This is a genomic window from Luteimonas yindakuii (assembly GCF_004803715.2).
GTDB lineage: Bacteria > Pseudomonadota > Gammaproteobacteria > Xanthomonadales > Xanthomonadaceae > Luteimonas > Luteimonas yindakuii.
Genome location: NZ_CP039383.2, coordinates 885,086 through 910,344, shown reverse-complemented (window position 1 = coordinate 910,344; position 25,259 = coordinate 885,086). Strand labels below are relative to the sequence as shown.

Annotated in this window: 29 protein-coding genes and 1 pseudogene; 17 read left to right on the top strand and 13 right to left on the bottom strand. The window is 69.8% G+C overall.

The window, feature by feature from the left end:
* Nucleotides 1-2 precede the first annotated feature (2 nt).
* From lptA to rapZ, 6 genes are all read left to right on the top strand, one after another.
* Complete coding sequence (gene lptA, locus E5843_RS04120) at nucleotides 3-485, top strand: lipopolysaccharide transport periplasmic protein LptA (protein ID WP_166815882.1); 483 nt, start codon at nucleotides 3-5, stop codon at nucleotides 483-485.
* Nucleotides 485-1,204 carry an LPS export ABC transporter ATP-binding protein gene (lptB, locus tag E5843_RS04115; protein ID WP_141065695.1) on the top strand — a complete coding sequence of 240 codons (720 nt, stop codon included), beginning with the start codon at nucleotides 485-487 and terminating at the stop codon, nucleotides 1,202-1,204. Before lptA ends, lptB begins: the two co-directional genes overlap by 1 nt.
* 32 nt (nucleotides 1,205-1,236) lie before the next feature.
* Nucleotides 1,237-2,661 carry an RNA polymerase factor sigma-54 gene (locus tag E5843_RS04110; RefSeq protein WP_134672817.1) on the top strand — a complete coding sequence of 475 codons (1,425 nt, stop codon included), beginning with the start codon at nucleotides 1,237-1,239 and terminating at the stop codon, nucleotides 2,659-2,661.
* A gap of 147 nt (nucleotides 2,662-2,808) precedes the next feature.
* Nucleotides 2,809-3,135 (top strand): ribosome hibernation-promoting factor, HPF/YfiA family, encoded by a 327-nt coding sequence (gene hpf / locus E5843_RS04105; protein ID WP_134672816.1) that lies wholly within the window; start codon nucleotides 2,809-2,811, stop codon nucleotides 3,133-3,135.
* 329 nt (nucleotides 3,136-3,464) lie between these two features.
* Nucleotides 3,465-4,424 carry an HPr(Ser) kinase/phosphatase gene (gene hprK, locus E5843_RS04100; RefSeq protein WP_134672815.1) on the top strand — a complete coding sequence of 320 codons (960 nt, stop codon included), beginning with the start codon at nucleotides 3,465-3,467 and terminating at the stop codon, nucleotides 4,422-4,424.
* Nucleotides 4,421-5,287 carry an RNase adapter RapZ gene (gene rapZ / locus E5843_RS04095; RefSeq protein WP_136411909.1) on the top strand — a complete coding sequence of 289 codons (867 nt, stop codon included), beginning with the start codon at nucleotides 4,421-4,423 and terminating at the stop codon, nucleotides 5,285-5,287. The genes hprK and rapZ overlap by 4 nt, the downstream gene beginning before the upstream one ends.
* Nucleotides 5,288-5,329: 42 nt before the next feature.
* Here the strand turns inward: rapZ and E5843_RS04090 are convergent, their stop codons facing one another.
* Together E5843_RS04090 and E5843_RS04085 are read right to left on the bottom strand one after the other, a co-directional pair.
* Nucleotides 5,330-5,647 carry a hypothetical protein gene (locus tag E5843_RS04090; protein ID WP_134672813.1) on the bottom strand — a complete coding sequence of 106 codons (318 nt, stop codon included), beginning with the start codon at nucleotides 5,645-5,647 and terminating at the stop codon, nucleotides 5,330-5,332.
* 5 nt (nucleotides 5,648-5,652) lie between these two features.
* Nucleotides 5,653-5,997 carry a hypothetical protein gene (locus E5843_RS04085; protein WP_136411908.1) on the bottom strand — a complete coding sequence of 115 codons (345 nt, stop codon included), beginning with the start codon at nucleotides 5,995-5,997 and terminating at the stop codon, nucleotides 5,653-5,655.
* A gap of 163 nt (nucleotides 5,998-6,160) precedes the next feature.
* Between E5843_RS04085 and E5843_RS04080 the strand changes: the two genes are divergently transcribed.
* From E5843_RS04080 to E5843_RS04060, 5 genes are all read left to right on the top strand, one after another.
* A complete protein-coding gene (locus tag E5843_RS04080) occupies nucleotides 6,161-6,553 on the top strand; it encodes a PTS sugar transporter subunit IIA (RefSeq protein WP_134672811.1) in 393 nt (130 codons plus the stop codon).
* Between the two features lie 33 nt (nucleotides 6,554-6,586).
* A complete protein-coding gene (locus E5843_RS04075; RefSeq protein WP_136411907.1) occupies nucleotides 6,587-6,856 on the top strand; it encodes an HPr family phosphocarrier protein in 270 nt (89 codons plus the stop codon).
* A complete protein-coding gene (ptsP, locus tag E5843_RS04070; RefSeq protein WP_136411906.1) occupies nucleotides 6,856-8,574 on the top strand; it encodes a phosphoenolpyruvate--protein phosphotransferase in 1,719 nt (572 codons plus the stop codon). The genes E5843_RS04075 and ptsP overlap by 1 nt, the downstream gene beginning before the upstream one ends.
* A gap of 215 nt (nucleotides 8,575-8,789) precedes the next feature.
* Nucleotides 8,790-10,151 carry a magnesium transporter gene (mgtE, locus tag E5843_RS04065; RefSeq protein WP_134672808.1) on the top strand — a complete coding sequence of 454 codons (1,362 nt, stop codon included), beginning with the start codon at nucleotides 8,790-8,792 and terminating at the stop codon, nucleotides 10,149-10,151.
* Nucleotide 10,152: 1 nt separating this feature from the next.
* The gene (locus tag E5843_RS04060) at nucleotides 10,153-10,788 is read left to right on the top strand and encodes a DUF1294 domain-containing protein (RefSeq protein WP_136411905.1); all 636 of its coding nucleotides are present in this window, start codon (nucleotides 10,153-10,155) and stop codon (nucleotides 10,786-10,788) included.
* 52 nt (nucleotides 10,789-10,840) lie between these two features.
* On the opposite strand, the gene E5843_RS04055 is transcribed toward E5843_RS04060, so the two are convergent.
* The 6 genes from E5843_RS04055 to E5843_RS04030 all read right to left on the bottom strand — a co-directional run bounded on the left by E5843_RS04055 (nucleotide 10,841) and on the right by E5843_RS04030 (nucleotide 16,209).
* A complete protein-coding gene (locus tag E5843_RS04055; protein WP_136411904.1) occupies nucleotides 10,841-12,220 on the bottom strand; it encodes an amino acid permease in 1,380 nt (459 codons plus the stop codon).
* Between the two features lie 146 nt (nucleotides 12,221-12,366).
* On the bottom strand, nucleotides 12,367-13,311 hold the full coding sequence (locus E5843_RS04050; RefSeq protein WP_136411903.1) for an aspartate carbamoyltransferase catalytic subunit: 945 nt from the start codon (nucleotides 13,309-13,311) through the stop codon (nucleotides 12,367-12,369).
* 31 nt (nucleotides 13,312-13,342) lie between these two features.
* Complete coding sequence (ruvX, locus tag E5843_RS04045) at nucleotides 13,343-13,822, bottom strand: Holliday junction resolvase RuvX (RefSeq protein ID WP_136411902.1); 480 nt, start codon at nucleotides 13,820-13,822, stop codon at nucleotides 13,343-13,345.
* Entirely contained in the window at nucleotides 13,822-14,388 is a 567-nt protein-coding gene (locus E5843_RS04040; protein WP_134672803.1) for a YqgE/AlgH family protein, read from the bottom strand. Before E5843_RS04040 ends, ruvX begins: the two co-directional genes overlap by 1 nt.
* An 85-nt stretch (nucleotides 14,389-14,473) precedes the next feature.
* Entirely contained in the window at nucleotides 14,474-14,932 is a 459-nt protein-coding gene (locus tag E5843_RS04035; RefSeq protein WP_134672802.1) for an FKBP-type peptidyl-prolyl cis-trans isomerase, read from the bottom strand.
* Nucleotides 14,933-15,588: 656 nt separating this feature from the next.
* On the bottom strand, nucleotides 15,589-16,209 hold the full coding sequence (locus E5843_RS04030) for a superoxide dismutase (RefSeq protein WP_136411901.1): 621 nt from the start codon (nucleotides 16,207-16,209) through the stop codon (nucleotides 15,589-15,591).
* A 119-nt stretch (nucleotides 16,210-16,328) separates the two neighbouring features.
* Between E5843_RS04030 and E5843_RS04025 the strand changes: the two genes are divergently transcribed.
* Nucleotides 16,329-17,315, top strand: a complete 987-nt coding sequence (locus tag E5843_RS04025; RefSeq protein ID WP_425480739.1) for a DUF72 domain-containing protein — start codon at nucleotides 16,329-16,331, stop codon at nucleotides 17,313-17,315.
* Between the two features lie 15 nt (nucleotides 17,316-17,330).
* Here E5843_RS04025 and E5843_RS04020 read toward each other — a convergent pair whose 3' ends face one another.
* Together E5843_RS04020 and E5843_RS04015 are read right to left on the bottom strand one after the other, a co-directional pair.
* Complete coding sequence (locus E5843_RS04020; protein WP_134672799.1) at nucleotides 17,331-18,461, bottom strand: PilT/PilU family type 4a pilus ATPase; 1,131 nt, start codon at nucleotides 18,459-18,461, stop codon at nucleotides 17,331-17,333.
* Between the two features lie 108 nt (nucleotides 18,462-18,569).
* On the bottom strand, nucleotides 18,570-19,607 hold the full coding sequence (locus E5843_RS04015; RefSeq protein ID WP_136411899.1) for a type IV pilus twitching motility protein PilT: 1,038 nt from the start codon (nucleotides 19,605-19,607) through the stop codon (nucleotides 18,570-18,572).
* 167 nt (nucleotides 19,608-19,774) lie between these two features.
* Between E5843_RS04015 and E5843_RS04010 the strand changes: the two genes are divergently transcribed.
* From E5843_RS04010 to E5843_RS04000, 3 genes are read left to right on the top strand one after another with little or no spacing between them, the layout of a single operon-like run.
* Nucleotides 19,775-20,485, top strand: a complete 711-nt coding sequence (locus E5843_RS04010; protein WP_136411898.1) for a YggS family pyridoxal phosphate-dependent enzyme — start codon at nucleotides 19,775-19,777, stop codon at nucleotides 20,483-20,485.
* A 16-nt stretch (nucleotides 20,486-20,501) separates the two neighbouring features.
* Complete coding sequence (gene proC / locus E5843_RS04005; RefSeq protein WP_136411897.1) at nucleotides 20,502-21,350, top strand: pyrroline-5-carboxylate reductase; 849 nt, start codon at nucleotides 20,502-20,504, stop codon at nucleotides 21,348-21,350.
* Nucleotides 21,351-21,357: 7 nt separating this feature from the next.
* The gene (locus E5843_RS04000) at nucleotides 21,358-21,831 is read left to right on the top strand and encodes a DUF4426 domain-containing protein (protein ID WP_166815880.1); all 474 of its coding nucleotides are present in this window, start codon (nucleotides 21,358-21,360) and stop codon (nucleotides 21,829-21,831) included.
* A gap of 99 nt (nucleotides 21,832-21,930) precedes the next feature.
* Here E5843_RS04000 and E5843_RS03995 read toward each other — a convergent pair whose 3' ends face one another.
* From E5843_RS03995 to pdxH, 3 genes are all read right to left on the bottom strand, one after another.
* A complete protein-coding gene (locus E5843_RS03995) occupies nucleotides 21,931-22,326 on the bottom strand; it encodes a DoxX family protein (protein WP_134672794.1) in 396 nt (131 codons plus the stop codon).
* A 64-nt stretch (nucleotides 22,327-22,390) separates the two neighbouring features.
* The gene (locus E5843_RS03990) at nucleotides 22,391-23,212 is read right to left on the bottom strand and encodes a cobalamin-binding protein (RefSeq protein WP_136411895.1); all 822 of its coding nucleotides are present in this window, start codon (nucleotides 23,210-23,212) and stop codon (nucleotides 22,391-22,393) included.
* Nucleotides 23,209-23,805: a pyridoxamine 5'-phosphate oxidase gene (pdxH, locus tag E5843_RS03985; protein WP_134674570.1), complete on the bottom strand. Its 597-nt coding sequence runs from the start codon at nucleotides 23,803-23,805 to the stop codon at nucleotides 23,209-23,211. The genes E5843_RS03990 and pdxH overlap by 4 nt, the downstream gene beginning before the upstream one ends.
* A gap of 23 nt (nucleotides 23,806-23,828) precedes the next feature.
* On the opposite strand from pdxH, the gene E5843_RS03980 reads away from it, so the two are divergent.
* Nucleotides 23,829-24,659 (top strand): kinase, encoded by an 831-nt coding sequence (locus E5843_RS03980; RefSeq protein ID WP_244240829.1) that lies wholly within the window; start codon nucleotides 23,829-23,831, stop codon nucleotides 24,657-24,659.
* Nucleotides 24,660-24,720: 61 nt separating this feature from the next.
* A pseudogene (locus tag E5843_RS14220) lies at nucleotides 24,721-25,242 on the top strand (shikimate kinase); the annotation flags it as partial.
* Nucleotides 25,243-25,259: the final 17 nt, after the last annotated feature.

The following is a 25,259-nucleotide window of genomic DNA, read 5'->3' as shown; positions in this document are numbered from 1 at the left end:
CAGTGGTCCTGGCCGTGCTGCTGTTGCCGTCGACGGCGCAGGCGAAGCAGGCCGACCGCAACCAGCCGATGGACATCGATGCGGGGCGCACCGAGGGCACCCTCGATGACCGTTCGCCGACCGTGATGTCCAATGGCGTGATCATCACCCAGGGCACCCTGCACATCGTCTCGGACCGCGCCGAACTGCACCTCCGCAACGGCGACATCGACCGCGCGGTGCTGACCGGCGGGCCGGTGCAGATGCGCCAGGAGATGGACGACGGCTCGCCGATGAGCGCGCGCGCGCAGCGGGTCGACTACAACCTCGCCTCCGACGTCATCACCCTCACCGGTGATGCGCGCATCGAACAGCCGCGCGGCACCATGGCCGGGCAGCGCATCGTCTACAACATGGCCACCGGCCAGGTGGAGAGCGGCGGCGGCGGCGACAACGGCCGGGTGCGGATGCGCATCAATCCGCGCAGCGCACAGGAAGGCGGCTGATGCTGGTCGCCGAAGGCCTGCGCAAGCGCTACAGGCAGCGCGAGGTCGTCCGTGAGTTCGGCCTCACCCTCGACGCCGGCGAGGTGGTCGGGCTGCTCGGCCCCAACGGCGCCGGCAAGACCACCTGCTTCTACATGATCGTCGGCCTGGTGCCGGCGGATGCGGGACGCATCGTCCTCGACGGCATCGACATCACCGCCGAGCCGATGTACCGCCGCGCGCGGCTGGGCGTCGGCTACCTGCCGCAGGAACCGTCGGTGTTCCGCAAGCTCAGCGTGGCCGACAACATCCGCCTGGTGCTTGAATTGCGCGACGACCTCGACCGCAAGGGTCGCGAACAGGAACTCGCGCAGCTGCTCGAGGAACTGCAGGTCACCCACGTCGCCGACCAGATCGGCGCCAGCCTGTCGGGCGGCGAGCGGCGGCGCGTCGAGATCGCCCGCGCGCTGGCGGCAAAGCCGCGCCTGATGCTGCTCGACGAACCCTTCGCCGGCGTCGACCCGATCTCGGTCGGCGAGATCCAGCGCATCATCCGCCACCTCAAGAACCGCGGCATCGGCGTGCTCATCACCGATCACAACGTGCGCGAAACCTTGGGCATTTGCGACCGGGCGTATATCCTCGCCGAGGGGAGCGTGCTGGCGCAGGGAGCGCCGGACGCGCTGTTGATGGATCCCGACGTGCGTCGGGTCTACCTGGGGGATGCTTTCCGCCTGTAGGCCGGGCGCAGTCACCTGGCTCGTAGGGGAAGATGAAGCCGCGTCTGCAGACATCGCTCGGACAGCACCTGGTCCTGACGCCGCAATTGCGGCAGGCCCTGCATCTGCTGCAATTGTCCGCGCTGGAGCTGGAGGCGGAGATCGCGGCCGCGGTCGAAAGCAACCCGTTGCTCGAGTGGCAGGGCGAGGACGACACCGCCGTGCGCGCCAGCGATGGGAACGCGGCGGCCACCGAAGATGCCGAACGTGCATCGGACGGGGCCGCGCCGGATGTCTGGGAAAGCGGCATCGACGATGGCTGGTACGGCGGTGGCAGTGGCAGCGGCGGCGAGGACGACGGCTTCGACCCCGCCGACCGCATCGTGCATACCGAGAGCCTGCGCGAACACCTCACCTGGCAGCTCAACCTCAGCCACCTGTCGCCACGCGACCGCCTGATCGGCGAGGCGCTGATCGATGCCATCGACGACGACGGTTACCTGCGTGCGTCCTTCGACGACATTGCCGAGGCCCTGCGTGACGACGGCCCGTGGGGACACGACGAGATCCTCGCCGTGCTGCGGCGCATCCAGCTGCTGGATCCCGTCGGCGTGGGCGCCCGCGACCTCCGCGAATGCCTGGAGGTCCAGTTGCACGCGCTGCCGGACGACCTGGCCGGCCGTGCGCTCGCCCGGCGCATCGTCGACGAGTTCATCGAAGCGCTGCCGCGGCTCGGCGCCGAAGGCCTGGCGGGTGCCCTCGGCTGCGCGCCCTGCGATGCCGCCATCGCGCTGCAGCTGCTGCGCTCGCTGGATCCACGCCCGGGTGCGCAGATCGGCGGCGTCGACAGCGACACCTATGTCGCGCCGGACTGCGCGATCGAACGCCGCAACGGGGTCTGGAAGGTCCGCCTCGTCGGCGGCCCGCATTCGCGGCTGACCATCCATCGCGGCTACGAGCGGATGATCCGCCACGCCAGCGATTCCGACGCCGGCTATCTGCGCGGACGGCTGCAGGAAGCGCGCTGGTTGCTGCGCAACGTGCAGGCGCGTGGCGAGACCCTGCTCAAGGTCGCCCGCTGCCTGGCCCGCCAGCAGTCGGGTTTCCTCGAATTCGGCCCGCAAGCGTTGCGGCCACTCACCCTGCGCGAGGTCGCCGCCGAGATCGGCATGCACGAATCGACCGTCTCGCGCGCGATCGCCCGCAAGTACGTGCACACCCCGCGCGGCACCCTGCCCCTGCGCAGTTTCTTCGCCTCCGGCGTCGACACCGACACCGGCGGCCAGGCCTCCAGCACGGCGATCCAGCAGATGATCCGCCGACTGGTCGACGCCGAGGATCCCCGCAAGCCACTTTCGGATGCCCGCCTGGCCGACGAGCTGAAGACCGCCGGCGTGCCGGTGGCCCGCCGCACCGTGGCCAAGTACCGCGAAGCGATGAACATCCCGTCCTCGCACGAGCGCGTGCGGCTGGGCTGACCCGCCGTTCGTCGACGCGGTGAACCTCCGCGCGTGGACGTGGTCCCAGAAGGTGCCCGTCGTCGTCGCTGGTTAACCTCTTGGCAACAACAGCGGCGGCGTTCCGGGTAATGCTGTTCCCGTCCGTCATACAGGAGGCACACCGCGATGCGTACCGACATCCACGGCCATCAGATCGACGTCACCCCCGCCCTGCGCGACTATGTCGACAGCAAGATGGAACGACTCGCCAGGCATTTCGACCGGCCGTGCGACCTGCGGATCCAGCTCAGCATCGACAAGCCCCATCACAAGGCCGAGGGCACCGTGTCCATTTCGGGCCGCACCCTGCACGCAGATGCGACCGGGGTCGATATGTATGCGGCGATCGACCTTCTCGCGGACAAGCTCGACCGGCTCCTGGTCAAGCAGAAGAGCAAGCTGGTCGATCATCACCGCGGTGAGAACCCGGCACGCACCGCCAGCTTCGGCTGAGCCCGCGCGACGTCCGGTCGCCGATCGACCGGGCCTCGCAGGCGTGACCCACGGCGCGTCGGAGCCTTCCGCCGCGCCGTTCCTGTATCCGGTGTCCTGTACGGCGGGCGGCCCGGGGTTGCGCGGGCGTTCGTGGCCACTGCCACCGGGCCCTTGCCGATCCCCGGGCGCCCCCGGGATTACAGCCGACCTCATCTGCGGTTACTCTCGCCCGGCCATCTGTCGACCGGCATTGCGCGTTGCGCGGCCGATTGCGCACCTGCGGCGGCCCACGCCGGCCCTTTCCCGCCCGCCATGGCACGCGGGCCCGCGAGACAGGCCCTGCAGGCATGACCGCCAGCATCACCGCCAAGGAACTCTTCGACCAGCAGCAGGAGCGTCTGCAGCTGCGCTGGGCCGCCGGCCAGGGCGGCCAGCAACGCGTGCTGCAGTCGGTGGAAACGGTGGCGCGGCGGCCGTCGCTGGCGGGGTATCTCAACATCATCTATCCCAACAAGGTGCAGATCCTCGGCACGGAGGAACTGGCCTGGCTGGATGAGCTCGATGCCCGCCTGCGCTGGGAGACGATCGCCAGGATCATGGAATTCCGGCCGCTCGCGCTGGTGGTGAGCAAGAGCCAGCCCTGCCCCGAGGACCTGCTCGAGGCGGCGGAAGAATCCAGGACGCCGCTGTGGATGTCGCCCCGCCGCGGCCACGAGCTGCTCAACCACCTGCAGTACCACCTGGCGCGGATGCTGGCGCCGCGGGTCACCCTGCACGGGGTGTTCATGGAGATCTATTCGATCGGCGTGCTGATCACCGGGGAATCCGGCTCCGGCAAGAGCGAGCTGGCGCTGGAACTGATCACCCGTGGCCACCGGCTGGTCGCCGACGATGCGCCGGAATTCACCCAGATCGCACCCGACGTGCTCGACGGCACCTGTCCGGAGCTGTTGCAGGACCTGCTGGAGCTGCGCGGACTGGGCGTGCTCAATATCCGCGAGATGTTCGGCGACACCGCGGTCAAGCGGAACAAGTACCTGCGCCTGATCGTGCATCTCGCGCGGCCCGACCATTACGAACCTGGCGCGCAGCCCGACGGCATGGCGCGCCTGACCGGCGACCTCGGCGTGCGCGAGGTGCTGGAGCTGAAGGTCCCGACGATCACCCTGCCGGTGATGCCGGGCCGCAACCTCGCGGTGCTGACCGAAGCCGCTGCACGCACGCATATCCTGCGCGCCAAGGGGGTCGATCCGGCCGCCGCCTTCCTGGCGCGCCATTCGCATTTTCTGGAGAGGGGAACGCCATGAGCGAACGGCCTTTGATGGTGGTGGTGTCGGGCCTGTCGGGCAGTGGCAAGTCGGTGGCACTGAAGACGCTGGAGGACCTCGACTACTACTGCACCGACAACCTGCCCGCCGACCTGTTGCCCGCGTTCGTGCGCAGCGTCGGCGGGCTGCAGGAAACGCCGCCGAAACTCGCGGTCAGCATCGACGTGCGCAACCGCCACCAGGACCTGGCCCAGATCCCGCAATGGCTGTCGGCGGTGGGCGAGCTGGGCTTCGATCCGCGGCTGGTGTTCTTCGATGCCGACGACGCCGTGCTGATCAAGCGCTATGCGGATACCCGCAGGCGCCACCCGCTCAGCCACTTCGGCCTGGCGCTCGCGGATGCGATCGCGCTCGAACGCCAGGTCCTCAAGCCGCTGCGCTCGCTGGCCGACGTCAACATCGACACCACCGACCTCAACGTCCACCAGCTGCGCCGCCGGGTGATCACCGAACTCGGCCTGGCCGATTCGTCGCTGTCGCTGCTGTTCGAATCCTTCGCCTACCGCCGCGGGGTACCGGCGGATGCGGACTTCGTATTCGATGCGCGGGGTCTGCCGAACCCGCACTGGGACCCGCGGCTGCGGCCGCTGTCGGGACGCGATTCGGAAGTGGCCGAGTACCTCGACGGCAGTCCCGACTTCGCCGACTACCTCTCACAGGTCTCCGGCTTCCTCGACAACTGGCTGCCGCGCATGCGCTCGGGTACGCGCAGCTACGTGACCGTCGCCATCGGCTGCAGCGGCGGCCGCCACCGCTCGGTCTATCTCGCCGAGAAGCTGGCGGCGCATGCGCGCGACAACGGCTGGGACGACGTGGCGACGTACCACCGCGAACTGGACTGAGGCGTCGCTGGCGCGCAAGGCATGCGCCCTCGCACGGGGTGATCAGGCGGAGCGGTCCAGCTCCAGCTGGTCGGCAATGCTGAGCCCGGCCAGCACCTGTTTCAGACGACGACCGCGTTCGACGCCAAGCGCATGCATGCGCGCATGCATCCACGCTTCGGCGGCGTCGCGGCCCTCGTCGCGCGCAAGCCGTCCGAATTCCGGGGCTGCGGCGTGCAGCTCGTCCTGGATGGCCTGCTGCATGCCGTCGTACTCGCGGAACAGCGTTTCGCGGTCGGCTTCGGTGATCGCGTCGAGGTCGCGAAGCCCGATCACGGACTCCGCCCACAACTGGCGCTTGCGCCAGGCGTCGTCGCCCACGGGGATCAGCCCACCCAGCCGCTCTGCACGCCGTCCATGAAGGTGTTGGCGAGACCGGTGGCGAAGTTGCCGAAATCGCCGAAGTCCTGCTGGCCGGCAACATCGAGCGTGTCGCTCAGCGCGGGCAGCAGCGCATCGCGGGCCAGCGACTCGACGGCGTCGAAGCCGGCGTCGACGATCGGCCCGGCCAGCGCCTGCACCAGCAAGCCGGAGCCCGGCAGTACCGTGTTGGCGGCAACCGACATCAGGTTGGTCACCAGCCCGGGGGCCATGTCGAGGATGTTGTTGACGAGGTTGCCGGCGAAGTTGCCGGCAAGGCTGGACAGGCTGTTGGTGATGGAATCGAACATGCGCTGGTTTCCTTGGCCCGGGCCGACGGCGTGTGATGTGGAGCCATATTCGATGGCGCCCGGACCCTGCACCAGATGGGGCGCGCCCTAGGTCCTGCTGCCGGTCGGTGCCGCACGCGTCGGCCGTCTTCTGCGCTCCACGGGCGTCTGCTAGTTTGTCGCCATGACAGTCGGCGTCCTCCTCGTCACCCATGAAGGCATCGGAACCGCGCTGGTCGCGGTCGCGGGCCGCCTGTTGCGGCCGCTGCCACTGAAGGTGGAGGCGTTCGAGGTGCCCTTCGATGCCGACCCCGAAGCCCTGCTGCCCGCGGCCAGCGCCGCGCTGCGGCGCGTGGATGGTGGCGCCGGCGTGCTGATCCTGACCGACCTCTACGGCGCCAGCCCGAGCAACCTTGCCGCGCGCGTCGCCCGCCTGGGCACGCCGGCGCGGCGGGTGTCGGGCCTCAACCTGCCGATGCTGCTGCGGGTTCTGAACTACCCGGAGCTCGGCCTGCAGGAGCTGCCCACGGTGGCGGCCGCCGGGGCGCGCATCGGGGTGATCCATGACGATGCCTGACCTGCACCGGGTGCGCAGCGGAGGAGTGCGGCCATGATCCAGCGCGACCTGATGATCACCAACCGGCTCGGCCTGCATGCGCGCGCCACCGCCCGGCTGGTGCAGCTGCTGTCCGGCTACCGGTGCAACGCGACGCTGGTGGCCAAGGGCCGCGAAGTCAACGCCAAGAGCATCATGGGGGTGATGCTGCTCGCCGCCGGGCCGGGAACGCCGGTGGTGCTGCGCGTGGATGGCGAGGACGAAATCGCCGCCGCCAACGCGGTCGCTGCGCTGTTCGAACGCCGCTTCGACGAGGACAGTTGATGCGGCGCGCCTTCACCGGGCATGGCGCGTCCCGGGGCAGCGCCCTGGGCCATGCGCGGGTGCGGCTGCCGCATCTGTTCGAGGTCAACGAACAGCACATCACCGAAGACCACATCGCGTCCGAACTGGCGCGCCTGCATGCGGCCATCCACGACGTGCGTGCCGGGCTGCGCGCCGCCCGCGAACGCCTGCACGGCGCGCTTGCGCACGAGGTCGGCGAGTTCCTGGACCTGCACGCGCTGCTGCTCGACGACCCCGAGCTGCTGCAGGGCCTGGACGACCTGATCCGCGAAGGCCGCTACAGCGCCGACTATGCCCTGCGCCTGCAACGCGACCGCCTCGCCGCGGTGTTCGCGACGATGGACGATGCGTACTTCCGCAGCCGCAGCGAGGACATCGACCAGGTCATCGGTCGCGTGCACGCCGCCCTGCACCGCGGCCAGGCGCAGGTGGGCGGCGTAGCGGGCGAGATCCTGGTCACCGATACGGTCGCCCCGGCCGAGCTGGTGCAACTGCAATCGGAAGGGGTGCTGGCGGTGGTGACCACTGGCGGCAGCCTGCTGTCGCATGCGTCGATCCTTGCCCGCAGCCTGCACCTGCCACTGGTGGTCGGCGCGGGTGACGTGCTGCAGCACGTCAACGACGGGGATGTGCTCGCTGTCGATGGCGCCGGCGGCCGCGTGGTGCTTGCGCCCGATGCCTCCGACCTGCGCGATTACCGCGCTCGCCGTCGCGACGAGCAACGCGAGCGCCGGCAGCTGCACCGGCTGCGTCGCGAGCCCACGCGCACCGTGGACGGGGTCGACATCCGCCTGTACGCCAATGCCGAATCGCGTGCCGACGTTGCCGAAGCGCACGCGCTCGGCGCGGCGGGACTCGGCCTGTACCGCACCGAATACCTGTTCCTGCAGGGCGACGTCGCGCCCGACGAGGAGGCTCAGTTCCGCGCCTACCGCGATGCCGTGCTGGGGATGACCGGGCGCACGGTGACGATCCGCACGCTCGACCTCGGCGCCGACAAGGCCGACCGCGCCGGCCTGACCCTCCCACGCGAGCCCAATCCCGCACTCGGTTGCCGTGGCGTGCGCCTGTCACTTGCCCGCGGCGATATCTTCGCGATCCAGATGCGTGCGTTGCTGCGCGCGTCCGGCTACGGTCCGTTGCGCATCCTGGTGCCGATGGTCGCCAGCCGCGAGGAGATGCTGCAGGTGACCGCGCTGCTGAAGTCCACGCGCGACGCGCTGCGTGCCGAAGGCCACCATGTCGCCGACGAGGTGCCGCTGGGCGCGATGATCGAGGTGCCGGCGGCGGCACTGGCCCTGCCCTCGCTGACCGATACGGTCGACTTCCTCTCCATCGGCACCAACGACCTCGTGCAGTACATGCTGGCCGCCGATCGCAACAACGACGCGCTCGAGGCGCTGCAGTCGCCGCTGCATCCGGCGGTGATGCGGGTCCTGCGCGATGTCATCCGCATCGGCCGCATGCGCGGGTTGCCGGTGGCGGTCTGCGGCGAGATGGCCGGTGACCCCGCATTCGTGCCACTGCTGCTCGCGCTCGGCCTCGAGGAATTCAGCCTGCACCCGGCGACGCTGCTGGAAGTGCGCCAGGCCATCCGTGGCTGCGACCTCGGCGCGCTGCGCCGACGCGCCGGTGCCCTGCTGCGCGCGCGCGACCGTGCCGGCATCGAGCGCTGGATGCGCCAGGCGACGACCTGAGTCGCGAGCTGCACACGCCGGGCCCACGACGGGGTGGGCACCGCAGCGGCCACGCGCGATAATGCCGCGCATGAACACCTGACCTGTCGCGCCCCCGGGCTGCGATGTCACTCCCAGGCCGTCGCCCACGGCGCGAAGGTTTCAGCACGTTGCCCGCGCATCGCGGGCGGCTGCGGAGCACGCGGACAGCGGGTGCCGGCGCGAGACGCGACCCTATGGCCGAGAACGCCCGCCACGACAAGACCGCGCGCCAGCTGCGTCTGCTCTCCGACGCCCTGGACAGCGGGCGGCTGGGCCCGGTACGTCGGCTGGTCAACACCCTGGCGCCGGCCGAGATCGGCAACCTGCTCGAGTCACTGCCCCACGACAAGCGCATGGTCGTGTGGGGGCTGGTGGATGCCGAGGATGACGGCGAAGTGCTGGTGCATGTCGGCGACGAGGTGCGCGAGAGCCTGATCGCCGACATGGATCCCGACGAACTGGTGGCCGCGGTCGAGGATCTCGACATCGACGACCTCGCCGACCTCGTCGACGACCTGCCCGAGGCGGTGAGCGAGCAGCTGCTGCGCTCGATGGACCGCGAGAACCGCGAGCGGCTCGAACAGGCGCTGTCCTACGAGGAGGACACCGCCGGGCGCCTGATGAACCCCGACGTGGTGACAGTACGCGCCGACACCACGGTCGAAGTGGTGCTGCGCTTCCTGCGCCTGCGCGGCGAACTGCCCGAGCACACCGACCATCTGTACGTGGTCAACCGCCGCCACCAGCTGATCGGCTGGGTCGCGCTGCAGGACCTGGTGACCTGCGAGCCCGGCACGCCGCTCAACCAGCTGATCGACGATTCGCTGACCTCGATCCACGTCGCCGAATCCGCGCAGGAAGTCGCGCGGCAGTTCTCCGACCACGACTGGGTGTCGGCGCCGGTGGTCGATGACGGCAACGTGCTGCTCGGCCGCATCACCATCGACGACGTGGTCGACATCATCCGCGAGCAGGCCGAGCACCAGGTGCTTGGCGCCGCGGGTCTGGACGAGGACGAGGACCTGTTTTCGCCGGTGCGCCGCGCGGTGCGCGGACGCGTGGTGTGGCTGTGCATCAACCTGCTGACCGCGTTCCTGGCGGCGTCGGTGATCGGCCAGTTCGAGGCCACCATCGAGCGCATCGTTGCGCTCGCGGTGCTGATGCCGATCGTCGCCGGCATCGGCGGCAACGCGTCGGTGCAGGTGCTGACGCTGATGGTGCGCGGCATCGCGCTCGGCCAGGTGGGCGGCAGCAACGCCGGCATCCTGATGTGGAAGGAGTTGCGGGTTGCACTGATCAACGGCCTGCTGATCGGCGGACTGGTCGGTCTGGTGGCGCTGGTCTGGTTCCGCGACTGGGACCTGTCGCTGGTGATCGCCGCGGCGCTGGTGATCAACTTCTGTTCGGCCGCGCTGGCGGGCGTGCTGGTGCCGCTGGTGATGAAGCGCATGCGCATCGACCCGGCCGTCGCCGGCACCGTGGTGGTGACCGCGGTGACCGACGTCATGGGCTTCTTCAGCTTCCTTGGCTTGGCCACGCTGGTGCTGCTGCGCTGAGATGGCAGCCGCACCCGCCCTCGGCAAGGTCATCGAGTGGGACGATGCGCGCGGCTTCGGCTTCATCCAGCCGCACGACGACGATCGCCGGCTGTTCTTCCATATCCGCGACTATCGAAGGTCCGGGCGCCGGCCGGAAGTCGGCGAGTTCGTGCGCTTCCGGCAGTCGCGCCAGGCGGATGGCCGCTGGTGCGCGCAGGACGTGGACCGGGTCGCGCAACGCCGTCGTGGCGCGGTGCGTCGCGCAGTGTCAACGGACGCGCCGCGGATCGGCCGGGCCGCGGCAGCGATGCCCATCGCGGGCTACGCCGCACTGCTGGCGTGGTCGCTGATGGTGGGCCGCGTGCCGATTGCCGTCGTCGCCGCGGTGCCGGTTCTGTCGGTGATCACCTGGCTGGTCTATGCCGCCGACAAGCGCGCCGCACAGGCACGGCGCCAGCGCGTGCCGGAAGTCCACCTGCACGCGCTGGAGCTGGCCGGTGGCTGGCTGGGCGCCCTGCTCGCCCAGCGCATGCTCCACCACAAGAGCCGCAAACGGTCCTACCAGGCGGTGTTCTGGATCGTGGTGGTGCTGAACGTGGCGGCTGTCATCGCGTGGCCGGAGTTGTTCGGCCGGGGCATCGCCGGCATGCGCTGACGCCGGGGTCGGGTGACAGGTCATTGCCAGCGCCGTGGCGTGGCGCCTGCAATCAGCCGCGGCCGCGCTGCCTGCGCACGAGGGCGCTGACGATGGCGATGGTCGCGGTCAGCGCTGCCATCGACAGGAACTGCGTGCGCGTCTCGGGCGACGCAACCAGCAGGACGAAGATCAGGCCGAGGATCGCCAGCGCGCACAGCGTCGGCAGCGGGAACGCGCGCATCCGGTAGGCCAGTTCGGTTCCCGCGCGGTCGGCACGCCGGCGCAGGATCAGTTGCGACACCAGCGCGATCGTCCACACCAGCAGGCAGGTGGCACCGACGATGTTGAGCAGCATCGGCAGCACCCGCTGCGGATACAGCAGTTCCAGCGCTGCGGTGGCGAAGCCGAACGCCACGCTGGCCAGCACGGCGGCGATCGGCACCATGCGGCGGTCGCTGCGGCCGAGCACGGCCGGCGCCTCGCCACGCCGTGCCAGGGACCAGATCATCCGCGACGCACCGTACAGGTTGGCATTGAGCGCCGACAGCAACGCGATCACCGCGACCAGGGTGATCGCGGTGGCCGCACCCGGGATGCGCGCGGCCTCCAGCACCGCGGCGAACGGCGACGCCAGCGCGGGGCTGGTCCACGGCACCACCGCCACGATCACCGCGATCGAACCGAGGTAGAACACCAGGATGCGCCAGGCCACGGTGCGGATGGCACGGGCCAGGCTGCGCGCCGGGTCCGCGGTCTCGGCGGCGGCGATCGCGACGATCTCGGTGCCGCCGAACGCGAACACCACCACCAGCAGCGCCGCGCCCACACCCATCAGGCCGTTGGGTGCAAAGCCCCCATGCGCGGTGAAGTTGGTAAGGCCCGGCGAGGCGACGCCCGGCAGCCAGCCCATCACCAGCGCGATGCCGATGGCGATGAAGGCGAGGATCGCGATCACCTTGAGGATCGCGAACCAGAACTCGAACTCGCCGAAGTTGCGCACGCCGAGCAGGTTGATCGCGGTGAACACCGCCATGAACGCAAGCGTCAGCCCGGGCACCGACAGGCCGGGCCAGATCGTGGCCAGCAGCCCGGCCGCGCCCACCGCTTCGGCCGCGACCACGACGACCACCTGCAGCCACCACAGCCAACCGACCGTGGCGCCTGCGGTGGCTCCCATCGCATCCTCGGCGTAGACCGAGAACGCACCGCTGGCGGGCTTCGCTGCCGCCATCTCGCCGAGCGCGTGCATCACCACGATCACCAGCGCGCCGGCGATCAGGTACGACAGCAGCACCGCGGGCCCCGCGACCTGGATGCCGACGCCGGAGCCGAGGAACAGGCCGGCGCCGATCGCGCTGCCCAGGCCCATCATCACCAGCTGGCGAGGCTTGAGTGCGTGTGCCGGCGACGCGGCGGCGCGGGCGGGAATCGAGGTTTCGGGGGCTGACATCGCGAGTGCCACGGGACGGGTTGCGCACGATACCCCGCCCGGACCGGATCGGGACGCGACTGCTGCGCCCACGTCAGCTGATCATGGGCGCGTCGCCCGTCGGGACGCTACCGGCGCGACCGCCGGCCCGGGCCACGCTCGCGAGATCAGCCGAGCAGCGCTTCCAGCACCGCCGCGCGCACCGCCACGCCGTTGGCGACCTGGCGCAGGATCAGCGACTGCGGGCCATCCGCGACCTCGTCATCGATTTCCACGCCGCGGTTCATCGGCCCGGGGTGCAGCACCACCGCCTCCGCCGCTGCGCGACGCAGGCGCGCCATCGTCAGGCCGTAATCGCGGTGGTAGCCCTCCAGCGACGGCACCAGCCCCTCCTCCATCCGCTCGCGCTGCAGGCGCAGCATCATCACCGCATCGACGCCGTCGAGTGCGGCATCGAAGTCGTCGAAGACCTGGCAACCGTCGAGGGTCGCGTCGGTGGGCAGCAGCGAGGCCGGCGCGCAGACGCGGATTTCGCCCGCGCCCAGCGTGCGCAATGCATGCAGGTCGGAACGTGCCACCCGCGAATGGCGGATGTCGCCGACGATCGCCACCTTCAGGGCAGAGAAGTCGCGCCCCTTGGCCTGGCGTAGGGTCAGCATGTCGAGCAGGCCCTGGGTGGGATGCGCGCTGCGGCCGTCGCCGGCGTTGACCAGTGCGGTGCCGGCACCGGCGGCCGCGGCCAGCGACGCCACCGCGCCATCGGCGGCGTGGCGCACCACGAATCCGCGCACGCCCATCGCCTCGATGTTCCTGAGGGTGTCGAGCGCGGTCTCGCCCTTGGTCGTCGACGAGGTGGAAGCGTCGAACGCGAGTACGTCGGCACCGAGCCGCTGCGCCGCGCGCTGGAAGCTCATGCGGGTACGCGTCGACGGTTCGAAGAACAGCGTGCACACGGCCTGGCCGGCCAGCGGGGTACCGGCAACACCGTGGTCGACGATCGCCTGCGCACGGTCGAGCAGTGCTTCCATCACCGGGCGTGGCAGGCCGTCCAGGGTCAACAGGTGGCGCAGGCGGCCATCGGGATCGAGCTGTTCGTTCATGGGTTCCGTCATTGGGTGCCGCGGTGCAGCCGACGCGCGTCGTTCAATCCTGCGGCAGCGGCACCGCGTCATCGGGCGCCGCCAGCCAGCGTTCGAGGATGATCGCCGCGGCCACCGCGTCCAGCGCACCGGCATCGCGACGCCGGCGCCGGCCCTCGGCGCGTTGTTCGGCGAACCGCTGCGCGGCCTCGATCGAACTGGAACGCTCGTCCATCAGCAGCACCGGCAGGCGATAGCGCGCACGCAGGTCGCGCGCGAACCGGTGCGCGCGGCGGCGGATCGGCTGGTCGCCGCCGTCGAGTGTCATCGGATCACCGACGATGATCCCGTCCGGCTTCCACTCCTGGCGCAGGCGGTCGATCGCGTTCCAGTCCGGCTGGCCGTCGTGCACGTCGATCACTGCCAGCGCGCGCGCGCCATGGCCGAAACGGCTGCCGACCGCGATGCCGATCCGCCGTGCGCCGACATCGAAACCGAACACGGTGCCGTCGGCGCGGATGGCGTCGGCACGGTTGGTGGGCATCAGGCGTGGCCCGAGTAGTCCGCGAGCCGCTGCAGGTCCACGCCGATGCGCTCGGCCGCGGCGTTCCAGCGTGCTTCCAGCGGCAGCGCGAACAGCAGTTCGGCGTCCGCCGGCACCGTCAGCCAGGTGTTCTCGGTGAGTTCGGATTCCAGCTGCCCCGCCCCCCAGCCGGCGCAGCCGAGCGCGACCAGCGCGCGCTCCGGACCTTCGCCACGCGCCATCGCCTCGAGCACGTCGCGCGAGGTGGTCACGTGCAGGTCGTCGCCGATGCGCAGGGTCGAATCGAAACTGCGGCTGCCGTCATGCACGACGAAACCGCGCTCCGGATGCACCGGGCCGCCGGCGAGCACCGGTTGCGCACACAGCAGCGCGTCGGCGCTGGTGATGTCCATCTGCTCGAACACGTCGCCGAGGGTGTATTCGGACACGCGGTTGACCATCACGCCCATGGCGCCGTCACCATCGTGCTGGCAGATCAGCGTGACCGCGCGCGCGAAGTTCGGATCGGACAGCGCCGGCAGCGCGATCAGCAGCTGGCTGGCGAGCGGCGTGGGGTCGGTCTGCATGCGTGCATTCTAGGCTGAGGCGGCTGCAAGGTGGCAGTCCGCCGGGTCCGCGGCGGACACGCGCCGTGCAGACGGCAGCAGGCCGTCAGCCCAGCCCGAACTGCAGTTCCTCGGGCGTCGCCAGTCGTACGTCCACCACTTCGACGTCGGCCACGAACGGGCGCCCGGCAAGCGGGTGGTTGCCATCGACATGGATGGCGTCGGCCTCCACCGCCGTCACCACCACGTCCAGCGGACCACGCGCGGTCTGTGCCTGCAGCTTCTGTCCCACCACCGGTTCCGAGCGCGCATCGAGCACGTCGCGCGCCACGCTCTGCACTAGCGCCTCATGGCGCGGGCCGAAACCCTGTTCCGGGGGCACGGTCACGGTGAAACGGTCACCCGCCGCCCGCCCTTCCAGGGCCTGTTCGAGGCCGGCGGCGATGCTGCCGGTGCCGTGCAGGTAGACCAGTGGCTGGTGGCCGCGGGTACTGGTGATTTCCGCGCCCTGCTCGTCGCGCAGGGTGAAGTGGACGGTGCCGACCCTGCGGTTCGCGATCTCCATGCGTGCTCCTTCGAAAACGGGTGGCCGATCTTTGCGCGCGCAGCGTGGCAGGCGCAAGCGCGGGGCAGCATTCTTCCGAACCGGACATCGATAGGCAGTCACTCCATGGCGACCTGCGGCCGGAATGTCCGTGTGCGCTGGTGGCTGCATGGGCCTGATTCGCGCCCGTCGCACACCGCGGGGGTGAGCCGGATGCCGCTGGGGTACTTCGTTTCCAATCGCGCTGCCCGCCGCGCGCACCGGGGAGTGTGCTCCCCCGGCCGGAGTCCGTCCCGCTACCACGGCCGGCCGCCGGCCATCCATGGCCGGCTGGGAGCACACTCCCCGGTGCACGCGACGGGCTCCGGCGATCGCCGGTTCCAGCACGAACAGCAGGAGCGGCTGCCCGGTGCCTGCCCGGGCGGACGACGCTCGTACGCTCGCTTGATTCCGACATGGAGAAACAGCGGATCACTCGAAGTCGTGGACCACCTCGATGGTCCGACGTTCGCCGTTGACCTTCTCCCCGACGCGACGAAACGTCAGGGGACAACCATGGTCCTGCCCGAAAACCGGAGTCTTCACGGCGAACGCCAGCTACACGACATGACGACACTTTCGAAAACAACAACGCCGGGCAGTGCCCGGCGTCGTGACGATCCAGTGCTGCGCGAGAATCAGCCGCGGGCAGCCTGGTAGCGGCGCTCCACTTCTTCCCAGTTGATGATGTTGAAGAAGGCGGAGATGTAGTCCGGGCGGCGGTTCTGGTACTTCAGGTAGTAGGCGTGTTCCCACACGTCGAGGCCGAGGATCGGCGTGTTGCCCGACCCGATGCCCTTCATCAGCGGGTTGTCCTGGTTCGCGCTGTCCTCGATGGCGAGCTTGCCGCTGCCGTCGACCGTCAGCCACGCCCAGCCACTGCCGAAGCGACCCTTCGCCGCGGTGGCGAAATCTTCCTTGAACTTGTCCATGCCGCCGAGATCGCTCTCGATGCGCCTGGCGACTTCACCGGTCGGCTGGCCGCCCTGCGGCGAGAGGACGGTCCAGAACAGCGAATGGTTGGCGTGCCCGCCACCGTTGTTGCGCACCGCCTTGCGCGCCTTCTCCGGCAACGCGTCGATATCGGCGATCAGCTGCTCGATCGGCGTGTCGGCGTGTCCGGTGTCCTTGAGCGCGTCATTGAGGTTGTTGACGTAGGTCTGGTGGTGCTTGGTGTGATGGATTTCCATCGTCTGGCGGTCGAAATGGGGCTCGAGCGCGTCGTAGGCGTACGGAAGATCGGGGAGGGTATGGGCCATGTCTGGTTCCAGTCCTAATCTGAACAGGGCGACCATTGTGACGCCCCCGGGGTAAAAAATGGGTCAACCGTGTCCGCGGCCCACGGTCCGTCCCACGCCGGTTGCTGCATTCACGGCCACTGGCCGCCGCGCGACCGATGCTCGGCCGCATGAGTGCAATCGCCACCCAGGGACAGGTCCGCATCGGCATCTCCGGCTGGCGCTACACGCCGTGGCGTGGCGTGTTCTACCCGCAGGGTCTGGCGCAGCGGCGCGAACTCGAGTTCGCTTCGCGCACGTTTCCGACCATCGAGATCAACGGCAGCTTCTATTCGCTGCAGCACCCCGACAGCTACCAGCGCTGGCGCGACGAGACGCCGGACGACTTCGTGTTCGCGGTCAAGGGGCACCGCTTCATCACCCACCACCTGCGCCTGCGTGACGCCCGCGTCCCGGTCGCCAATTTCCTCTCGTCGGGCCTGCTGCGGCTGGGTCCGAAGCTCGGACCGATCCTCTGGCAGCTACCGCCCAACTTCCGCTACGACGAGCAGCGGCTGCGCGATTTCCTCGCCGTGTTGCCGCATGACACCAGCCAGGCGCTGGCGCTGGCCAGGCAGCACGAAAGCGGACGCATGCAGGGGCGCAGCGCGCTGGACATCGATGGGGAACGACCGCTGCGCCACGCACTGGAGGTGCGTCATCCGAGCTTCAACGACCCGGGCTTCGTCGAGCTGCTGCGCGAACACAGGGTGGCACTGGTGGTGGCCGACACCGCGGGGTGCTGGCCGCTGCTTGAGGACCTGACCGCCGACTTCGTCTACCTGCGCCTGCACGGCGACGAGGAACTCTACGCCAGCGGCTACAGCGACGCCGCGCTCGACGACTGGGCACGACGCATCGCGGCCTGGACCCGGGGCACCGAGCCGCGCGGCGCGCGCCGGGCCGGCGGACCCGCGGCGATGAAAGTCCCGCGCGACGTGTACTGCTATTTCGACAACGACATCAAGACCCACGCGCCCTACGACGCGCAGGAACTCGCGCGTCGCGTGGCGCTGCGCACGGGGACTTCGGCGCTGGTCGCGCCGGCGGGGGAACCGCTTGCATCGCGGCATCCACCCACGGTGTGACCGTGGCCGGCGCGGTCAGCGGATCTCGGCGATCTCGACCCCGTCCAGGCCCTGGCTGAGCGTGCGCGCATCGCCGCCCTGGGCGAGCTTGATGCGCAGGCGCACCTCGTTGGCGGAGTCGGCGTAACGCAGCGCGTCCTCGTAGGAGATCTCGCCGGCCTGGTAGAGCTCGAACAGGCTCTGGTCGAAGGTCTTCATGCCGAGGTTGGTCGATTCCTTCATGACGTCCTTGAGCTTGTGGACCTCGCCGTCGCGGATGTAGTCCTGCACCAGCGGGGTGCCGAGCAGGACTTCCATCGCCACGCGGCGGGCCTTGCCGTCGGGCGTCGGGATCAGCTGCTGCGCGACCACGCCCTTGAGGTTGAGCGAGAGGTCCATCAGCAGCTGGCTGCGACGGTCCTCGGGGAAGAAGTTGATGATGCGGTCCATCGCCTGGTTGGCGTTGTTGGCGTGCAGCGTGCACAGCACAAGATGCCCGGTTTCGGCGAAGGCGATCGCGTGGTCCATGCCCTCGCGGGTACGCACCTCACCGATCATGATCACGTCGGGCGCCTGGCGCAGGGTGTTCTTGAGGGCGTTTTCCCAGCTGTCGGTGTCGATGCCGACCTCGCGCTGGGTGATGATGCAGCCCTCGTGCTTGTGCACGAACTCGATCGGATCCTCGATGGTGATGATGTGGCCGGTCGAGTTGTGGTTGCGGTAGCCGATCATCGCCGCCAGCGAGGTCGACTTACCGGTGCCGGTGGCGCCGACGAAGATGATGATGCCGCGCTTGGTCATCGCCAGCGTCTTGATGATCGGCGGCAGGTTGAGCTCTTCGACCGTCGGGATCTTGGTCTCGATCCGGCGCAGCACCATGCCCACCTGGTTGCGCTGGTAGAAGCACGACACGCGGAAGCGGCCGACACCGGACACGCCGATGGCGAAGTTGCACTCGTGGGTCTTCTCGAACTCCTCGCGCTGCGCCGGCGTCATCACGTTCAGCACCAGGTCGCGCGCCTGCTGCGGCGTCAGCGGGTTCTGGGTGACCGGCGAGATCTTGCCGTGCACCTTGATCGACGGCGGCATGCCGGCGGTGATGAACAGGTCCGAGGCCTTCTGGTGGGCCATCAGCTTGAGGAACGAGGTGAAATCGATGCTGCTCATGTGTGGCTCCTGCGGGCGTCGCGCAGCGGAAGGGGCTCGTAGTGCCGCTCCCCTACCGCTCCTGCGCCCTGGTTGCGAATCCCGATGTCCGAATCAGCGCGTGCGGCGTCACTCGAACGTCCGCTTGTCCTTGGCGTAGTCGCGCGCCTGCGCACGGGTGATCAGGCCGCGCTTGACCAGGTCCTGCAGGTGCTGGTCGAGCGTCATCATCCCGTGCTGCTGGCCGGTCTGGATGGCGGAATACATCTGCGCCACCTTGTCCTCGCGGATCAGGTTCCGGATCGCCGGAATGCCGACCATGATTTCCCACGCCGCGGTGCGGCCGCCGCCGACCTTCTTCAGCAGCGCCTGCGAGATCACCGCACGCAGCGACTCCGACAGCATCGAGCGCACCATCGGCTTCTCGCCGGCGGGGAACACGTCGATGATGCGGTCGATGGTCTTGGCCGCCGACGAGGTATGCAGGGTGGCGAACACCAGGTGGCCGGTCTCGGCCGCGGTCAGCGCGAGGCGGATGGTTTCCATGTCGCGCATTTCGCCGACCAGGATGTAGTCCGGGTCCTCGCGCAGCGCCGAGCGCAGCGCCTCGTTGAAGCCGTGGGTGTCACGGTGCACCTCGCGCTGGTTGATCAGGCACTTCTGCGAGGTGTGCACGAACTCGATCGGGTCCTCGATGGTGAGGATGTGCCCGTACTCGTTCTTGTTGATGTGGTCGACCATCGCGGCGAGCGTGGTCGACTTGCCGGAGCCGGTCGGCCCGGTCACCAGGATCAGGCCCTGCGGCTGGTCGATCAGCTGGCGGAACACCGGCGGGCAGCCGAGGTCCTCCAGCGTCAGCACTTCGGAGGGGACGGTACGGAACACCGCACCGGCGCCGCGGTTCTGGTTGAAGGCGTTGACACGGAAGCGGGCCAGGCCGGGAATCTCGAACGAGAAGTCGACCTCGAGGAATTCCTCGTAATCGCGGCGCTGCTTGTCCGACATGATGTCGTAGACGAGCGCGTGCACCTGCTTGTGGTCGAGTGCCGGGATGTTGATCCGGCGCACGTCGCCGTCGACCCGGATCATCGGCGGCAACCCCGCCGACAGATGCAGGTCCGAAGCCTTGTTCTTGACCGAAAACGCCAACAGTTCGGCGATATCCATGGTGTCCCCTGCTTGCCCCTTGCCGCCACGACCTCGCGGCCGATATCGGGCCCGATGCGCCTTGCGACTGGCATCCGCCCACCCCTGCGGCGCAGTATAGCCCCCGGACCGCACCGTAAATCCAGCGGATGCGCGCACGGATTCCGGCGCCGCACCCACGCCCCCTGATGACCCCAGACCCCCATCTCGAGCTACGCCTGCGCTCGGTCGCAGACAGGATCGTCAACGCTGCCCGCCGCGCGGGGCGGCCACCGCCGCGGCTGCTGGCCGTCAGCAAGACCCGCGACGCCGCCGAGGTGGCCGCGCTCGCCGCGCTGCGCGGTGCCCTCGGCGAGGCGCATCCGGGCTTCGGCGAAAACTATGTGCAGGAAGCGGAAGCCAAGATGGAGGCCCTCGGCGATGCCGGGGTCGAGTGGCATCTGATCGGCCACCTGCAGTCGAACAAGGCACGGCAGGCGGCGGCGCGGTTCGACTGGGTGCAGACGATCGACCGCCCGAAGCTGGTCGGCGCGCTGGCGCAGTGGCGCGAGCCGGCACGACCGCTCGACGTACTGGTGCAGGTGAATGTCGACGACGAGGCCAGCAAGCATGGCTGCAATCCGGACAGCATCCCGGCCCTGGCCGAGGCGATCGCCCGCGAACCCGCGCTGCGGCTGCGCGGACTGATGGCGATCCCCACGCCCCATGACGACCCGGAACGCCGCCGGCCCGCGTTTGCACGCATGAAAGTCCTGTTCGACGCGCTGGCGGCGGACCACCCCACCGTCGACACCCTGTCGATGGGAATGAGCGACGACCTCGAACAGGCGATTGCCGAAGGCGCGACGCTCGTGCGCGTCGGCACCGCCCTGTTCGGCCCGCGCCCGCCGAAAGAATGAAACCGCAAGGAGACCCATGACCAGCACATCGAACGCCGCCCTGCCCGGCAACCACAGCATCGCCTTCATCGGCGGCGGCAACATGGCCCGCAGCCTGGTTGGCGGCCTGATCGGCGGCGGCCTCGCCGCGCAGCGCATCCACGTGGCCGACCCGGGCGACGCCGTCCGCGCGGCTCTCGAGGCCGATTTCGGCGTGGCCACGTTCGCCGATGCCGGGGAGGCGGTGGCAGCCGCCGATGTGTGGGTGATGGCGGTCAAGCCGCAGGTGCTGCGAGTCGTCTGCGAAGGCCTTGCCGACACCGCACGCGAACGCGTGCCGCTGGTGGTCTCCGTCGCCGCCGGCATCACCACGGCGCAGATCGAACGCTGGCTCGGCGGCGAGGCCGCGGTGGTGCGGACGATGCCGAACACCCCGTCGCTGCTGGGTGCCGGCATGACCGGGCTGTATGCCAATGCCAGGGTCGACGCAGCCGGGCGCACGCTTGCCGAAGCCCTGCTGTCGGCCACCGGCCGCACGGCGTGGATCGACGACGAGACGCTGATGGATGCGGTGACCGCAATTTCCGGCAGCGGCCCGGCCTATGTATTCCTGTTCGCCGAGGCGATGGAGGCAGCCGCGTTCGCCCAGGGCCTGCCGGCAGATGCGGCCCGTCTGCTGGTGCAGCAGACCCTGCTCGGCGCCGCGCGCATGCTGTCGGAATCCGGCGAAGCACCGGCGGAACTGCGCCGCCGGGTCACCTCGCCCAACGGCACCACCCAAGCTGCGCTGGAGGCGTTCGAGGCCGGCGGCCTGCGCGCGCTGGTGGCGGATGCCGTGGCGGCCGCGCGCCGGCGTGGCCAGGAACTGTCGGCCGCGAATGACTGACGTCGCCATGTCCCGGTCGTTCCGGGTTGCGAGCCTGCTCGCCTGCACGTTCGCACTGGCCGCATGTGGGGCGCCGCCCACCCCGCCGGCCGCGCGAGGCGCCCCGGAGCCGCCCGCGGTGACCCGCTCGGGTGATCTCACCGTGCGTGCCAGCGTCGTGCCCACGCTTGCGACCAGCGAAGCGGCGGCACGCGAATACGGCATCGAACGCGATGCCCACAGCCTGCTGCTGATGATCGGCGTGCGGCGCGGCGACGACCATGCCGAGCGCGCGGTGCCGGCGCGGGTCACCGCAACCGCCGTCGACCTGCGCGGCGTGCGCCACGATGTGCCGCTGCGCGAAGTCGCCGTCGGCGACCTCACCGACCATATCGGCGTGGTCCGCGTCACCCCGCCGGACACGCTGCGCTTCCTGGTCGAGGCACGTACCGGCGATGGCGAGGTGACGCAACTGCAGTTCAGTCGAGAGGTGTACCGCTGACCCGGCCCTCACCCGCCCCTTCGGGGCACCCTCTCCCGCTCGCGGGAGAGGGGTAGGAGCACATGCTCCGCCGAGAAGCCCAAGAGCAAGAGAAAGCGGCTACCGCTGGTTCGCCGAGAACCGCCCCGGCCCGAGCAGCGCCACGGCCACGGCGCCGGCAAGGAACATCAGCTGCAGTTCGATCGCCCAGCCGCCGGTCGAGTTCAAGCGGCCCAGGTCGCCCATGTGCACCAGGAAGATCGCCACCAGCATGTTGATGGCGACCAGCACGCCACCGATGCGCGCATGCAGGCCGATGATCAGCATCAGCGGCGCGACGATCTCGCCGACGAGCACCAGCCAGGCCAGCTCGCCCGGCAGGCCATGCGCTTCCACCATGCGCTCGATGCCCCGCACTCCGGTGCGCAGCTTCGCCAGGCCGTGCAGCAGCACCAGTACGCCGACCGCGAGCCGCAGCAGCAGCCGGCCGAGGTCCTGCATCGTTGCCTGGTTCATCGCGCGCTCCGGAGTCCGAGGGCGCGCATCATCGCAGGGCCTTCCACGCGGCGGAAGCCCGCCCTCAGTTGCCGGACCGCGCCTGCCGTTGCGACCAGCGCGCGATGATCGCCGCGATCCCGCCAATCCCGTCGGTCAGCGCCGCAGGCCCCGGCTGCAGGATCAGCGGCGACTTGATCTCGTGCAGCTCGCCATCGCGCACTGCAGGGATCCTCTCCCAGCCCGGGCGCGTGGCAACCCGCTCCGGCCGGAACTTCTTGCCGCACCACGAGCCGAGGATGATGTCCGGCGCGCGCTCGACCACCGGGTCGCCGTTGGCGAGGATGCGGGCCTTCGCCAGCGGCTCGACCGACAGCTCGGGGAAGATGTCGTCACCGCCGGCGATGCGGATCAGCTCGCCGACCCAGCGGATGCCGGTGATGATCGGCTCGTCCCACTCCTCGAAATACACCTTCGGCCGACGCGGCAGCAGGGCCGCCTGCGCTTCGACGGCGTCGAGACCACGGCGCAGTCCGTCGGCGTAGGCACGCGCCTCTGCCGGCAGTCCGACCAGCGCACCGAGGCGCTCGATGTAATCCAGGATGCCCTCGACGCTGCGATGGTTGGCGATCCACACCTCCACCCCGCGCCGCACCAGTTCGGCGGCGATGTCGGCCTGGATGTCCGAAAAGCCGATCGCGAGATCCGGCTTCAGCGCGAGGATCGCCTCCACCTTGGCACTGGTGAACGCGCTGACCTTGGGCTTCTCGCGGCGGGCCTGCGGTGGCCGCACGGTGAATCCGCTGATGCCGACGATGCGGTCCTGCGCGCCGAGCGCGTACAGCGTCTCGGTCGGCTCCTCGGTGAGGCAGACGATGCGCTGCGGTCCGGCGGGTTGGCCTTTCAAGGAAACAGCATCCGCTTCGACCACGCGTCGGTGGGATCGCAGCTGTAGAGCCAGCGCTCGTGCAGGCGGAACTGTGCGCCGTACCAGAACTCGATGCGCTCCGGTCGCACGCGCAACCCGCTCCAGCGTGGTGGCCGCGGCACGTCGCGGCCGTCGAACTCGGCCTCGATGTCGGCCAGTCGCTGCGCGAACTCCTCCGGCGATGCCAGCGGCTCGGACTGCAGCGACGCCCATGCACCCACCTGGCTGCCGCGCGGGCGGCTGGCGAAGTACGCGTCCGCCTCGGCGTCGTCGACCAGCGCCACCTCGCCTTCGATGCGCACCTGCACGCCCTGGCGCACGCGCGGCCAATGGAACAGCAGGGCCGCCGCGCGGTTCTCCTGCAGTTCGCGACCCTTGCGGCCGTCGAGATGGGTGTAGAACACGAAGCCGCGCGCATCGTGCGCCTTCAACAGCACCATGCGCGCAGACGGACGCGCATCGATGCCGGCGGTCGCCACCACCATTGCGGTGGGATCGGGTTCGCCGGCGCGGGCGGCTTCGGCGAACAGCACGTCGAAGGTGGCCAGCGCTTCTGCGTGGAGAGGGTCGATGTCCATCGGGCTATTGTGGCCCGATGACGCAGACCACGCATCCGGCTGCCGCGGACCGCGCCGCCAGCGGCTTCGACGCAACGCTGGTAGCGGCCGTGCTCGCCGATGCACGCCGCGCACGCGTGCGGATCTACGGCGTCAGCGGCCTGCAGGGTTGCGGCAAGTCCACGCTCGCCGCACAGCTTGCGCAGGCGGGGCGTGCCACCGGATTGCAGGTCGTGGTGGTGTCGATCGACGACTTCTACCTGGACCGCCCGCAGCGTGACGCTCTCGCACGCGAGGTGCATCCGCTGCTGCGGACCCGCGGCCCGCCCGGCACCCACGACCTGCCACTCGCGCTGGCGACGCTGGATGCGTTGCGCGAGCGCCGCAGGGTGCGCATCCCGCGTTTCGACAAGCTGGCCGACCGCCGGCTGCCGGAATCCGCGTGGCAACACGTGGCGCAGGCCGACCTGGTCGTGTTCGAGGGATGGTTCCTGGCCACGCCTCCGGAACCCGCGGATGCACTTGCCGCGCCGATCAATACGCTGGAGCGCGACGAGGACCCGGATGGCCTCTGGCGCCGCCATTGCAACGACGCACTCGCGCGCGACTACCCGGCGCTGTGGTCGTGCATCGACCGCCTGCTGGTGCTGCAGGCGCCGGGCTTCGAGGCCGTGCCCGGCTGGCGCTGGGAGCAGGAACGCACAGCGCAGGAACGCGACGCCACGCGCGCCGGCATGGACCGGGTCGAATGCGACCGCTTCGTCCAGCACTACGAGCGCGTCAGCCGCCAGGCGTTGCGCACGTTGCCGTCGATCGTCGATCTGCTGGTTCCACTGGATGCGCGACGCGCACCACGGATCGGGCCCTGATCGTGCTGCAGCCTGGATCCCCGGTGCCGTGGCGGGGAGCAGGCCCTACCATGGCCTGCTCATGAACCCCGCTCCCAACCTCGTCCTGGTCGGCCCGATGGGTGCCGGCAAGTCGTCGATCGGCCGCCGCCTTGCCGGCCGGTTCGGGCTGGCGTTCGTGGACCTCGACCGCGAGGTCGAACAGCGCACCGGCGCGACGATTCCCACCATCTTCGAATGCGAAGGCGAGTCCGGTTTCCGCGTGCGCGAGCGCGAGGTGCTGCTGGACCTGCTGGCGGGCGAGGGCCTGCTGCTGGCCAGCGGCGGTGGCGCGGTGCTGGATCCGGCCAACCGCCGCGCGATGGCCGCGCGCGCGTTCGTCGTACACCTGCACGTGGAACTCGCCGAGCAGCTCGAACGGCTGGGCCGCGACCGTACCCGCCCGCTGTTGGCCAATGGCGACCGCGAACAGGTGCTGCGCGCGCTGGCTACCGTGCGCGAACCGCTGTACCGGGACGTCGCCGACCTGCGCTTCGACACCGGTGGCTGCGCCCCGCCGGTGGCGGTCGCGCGGCTGGGACGCCTGCTCGACCAGCGCTGGCAGCGTGCGCCGTTCCAGCC